General features: G+C 78.1%; 3 protein-coding genes. All 3 read right to left on the bottom strand.

What is annotated here, in order from left to right; all coding sequences use genetic code 11:
* Window positions 1-24 precede the first annotated feature (24 nt).
* Window positions 25-1317 carry a DUF58 domain-containing protein gene (locus VIM19_00930; GenBank protein HEY5183479.1) on the bottom strand — a complete coding sequence of 431 codons (1293 nt, stop codon included), beginning with the start codon at window positions 1315-1317 and terminating at the stop codon, window positions 25-27.
* A 13-nt stretch (window positions 1318-1330) separates the two neighbouring features.
* On the bottom strand, window positions 1331-2317 hold the full coding sequence (locus tag VIM19_00925; GenBank protein HEY5183478.1) for a MoxR family ATPase: 987 nt from the start codon (window positions 2315-2317) through the stop codon (window positions 1331-1333).
* Window positions 2314-2651, bottom strand: a 338-nt coding sequence (locus tag VIM19_00920; protein ID HEY5183477.1) for a DUF4350 domain-containing protein, incomplete at its 5' end; no start/stop codon positions are given. The genes VIM19_00925 and VIM19_00920, both read right to left, overlap by 4 nt.

Here is a 2651-nt window from a genome sequence, read left to right as displayed (position 1 = left end):
ATACGTCGTCCTCACCCTGACAAGTCAGAGGCGGCCGGCAGCCTTGAGCGCGAGGTAGGCGTCGGCCAGCCGCGGTGGCAGCCGCTCGGGCGGCGCGTCGACCACCTCGACGCCGAGGCTGGCCAGCCGGGCCGCGACCCGGGCCCGGTCCAGCTGGGTCCGTTCGGCGGCGGCCGCGCCGTAGGCCGCCTCGGCGTCCCCGCGGCCGCGCGCCAGCTCGCCCACCCGCGGGTCGGCCACCGACGCGAGCAGCACCCGGTGCCGGGCGGTCAGCCGCGGCAGCACCGGCAGCAGGCCGTTCTCCACGGGCGCCGGGTCCAGCGCGGTGAGCAGGACGACGAGCGAGCGCCGGGGCGCTCGGGTGAGGACCTCGGCGGCCACCGACCGCCAGTCCGGCTCGACCAGCCGCGCCTCGAGGGGTGCCATCGCGGTGACCAGCGCCGGCAGCAGCTCGGACGCCGTCCGGCCCTGCACCGCGGCCCGCACCACGCGGTCGTGGACCAGCAGGTCCACCCGGTCGCCGGCCCGCGAGGCGAGCGCGGCCAACAGCAGAGCGGCGTCCATCGCGGCGTCCAGCCGGGGCGCGTCGCCGACCCGGCCGGCCGCGGTCCGCCCCGCGTCGAGGACGAGCAGCAGGTGCCGGTCGCGCTCCGGCCGCCAGGTCCGCACCATGACGTCGCCGGCACGCGCCGAGGCCCGCCAGTCGATCGAGCGGACGTCGTCCCCCTCGACGTACTCCCGCAGCGAGTCGAACTCGGTGCCCTGTCCGCGGACCAGGACCGGGGTCCGGCCCTCGAGGTCGCGCAGCCGGGCCAGCCGCGACGGCAGGTACCGGCGGGACAGGAACGGCGGCAGTGCGCGCAGCGTCCACGGCAGCGCGTGCGAGCCCTGCCGGGCGGCCAGGCCGAGCGGCCCGACCGAGCGCACGGTCACCCGGTCGGCCATCCGGTCGCCGCGCCGGGTCGGCACCAGCGTGGTGGTCACCCGCCGGGCCTGCCGCGGCGGCACGTCCAGCCGGTACCGCTGAGCAACGGCCCCTGCGGACGGCGGCCAGGCGTCGCGCACCCACCCGTGCACCCGGCGCCCTTCCGGGTTGGCCACGGTCAGCGTGACCGTGGCGGGCTCACCCAGCCGCACCGCCCGGTCGCCGCTCCGGGCCAGCTGCAGCCCGCGCACCGACCCGGCCAGCACCAGGTCGGCCACGACGAGCACCAGCAGCACCAGGTCGAAGGCCAGCACCCCGGCCCAGGAGCCGAGCACGGCGACGACCGGCACCCCGAGGAGGGCCAGCAGGCCGAGCCGGCCGGTCAGCGCCATGCCGCCAGCACCCTCAGCGGGGTACCGGGACGGTGGCCAGCACTCCGTCGAGGACGGCGTCCACGGTCACGCCCTCGAGCTCGGCCTCCGGGCGCAGCTGCACCCGGTGCCGCAGCGCCGGCCGGGCCAGCGCCTTGACGTCGTCCGGGGTGACGTAGCCGCGGCTGGACAGCCAGGCCCAGGCCCGGGCCGAGGCCAGCAGGGCGGTGGCGCCGCGGGGGGAGACGCCCAGCCGCACGGACGGCGCGGCGCGGGTGGCCCTGGCCACGTCGACGATGTACCCAAGCACCTCCGGCGTGACGGCGACGGTGGCCACCGCGGCCCGGCCCGCGGCCAGCTCGGCCGGCCCCGCGACCGGGCGGAGCGCCGAGAGGTCCCGCGGGTCGAAGCCGGACGCATGCCGCTGCAGCACCGCGATCTCGTCCTCCCGCGCCGGCACGTTGACCGAGAGCTTGAGCAGGAACCGGTCGATCTGGGCCTCGGGCAGCGCGTACGTGCCCTCGTACTCGATCGGGTTCTGGGTCGCGGCCACGAGGAACGGGTCGGGCAGCGGGCGGGGCCGGCCGTCGACGCTGACCTGCCGCTCCTCCATCGACTCCAGCAGGGCGGCCTGGGTCTTCGGCGGGGTGCGGTTGATCTCGTCGGCGAGCAGCAGGTTGGTGAACACCGGGCCCTGCTTGAAGGAGAACTCCGCGGTGCGCGCGTCGTAGACGAGCGACCCGGTCACGTCGCCGGGCATCAGGTCGGGGGTGAACTGCAGCCGCCGGGTGGACACGGCCAGGGACGCCGCCAGCGCGCGGACCAGCAGCGTCTTCGCCGTGCCGGGCACCCCCTCGAGCAGCACGTGGCCGCGGCAGAGCAGCGCGATGACCAGCCCGGTGACGACGGCGTCCTGGCCGACCACGGCCTTGCCCACCTCGGCGCGCAGCGCGGTGAGCGCGGCGCGGGCCGTGTCGGCGTCGCCCGCCGGCCCGGGCGGCTGCAGGGGGAACTCGGTCACAGGCTGCGCACCGTCCTCTCCAGGGCGTCCAGGTCGTCGGCCAGCCGGGCGAGGGCGGCGTCGTCGCGTGGGGCCGCACCGTACAGCAGGGCGGCCACGTCCGCCTCGGGCCGACCGCTGCGCGCGGCCACGGCCGCGGCGACCTCGACCGCTTCCGCGGTGCGGGGCAGCCCCAGTGCCGGCCGGAGCCGCTGCACCGCGGCGGCCCGCAGGGTGGCGGCGGCCCGGTCCCGGGCCCCGGCCCGCCGGTACAGCCGGGCTCGGCCCTCAGTGGTCTCGGCGGCCCGGACGACGACCGGCAGCGGCTCGGCCACGATCCGGCCGAGCCGGCGGG

The sequence above is a fragment of the Actinomycetes bacterium genome (assembly GCA_036510875.1).
In the GTDB taxonomy this organism is placed as follows: domain Bacteria; phylum Actinomycetota; class Actinomycetes; order Prado026; family Prado026; genus DATCDE01.
Note: the sequence above shows the minus strand (reverse complement) of the source record. Positions and strands in the feature narration are given on the sequence as shown.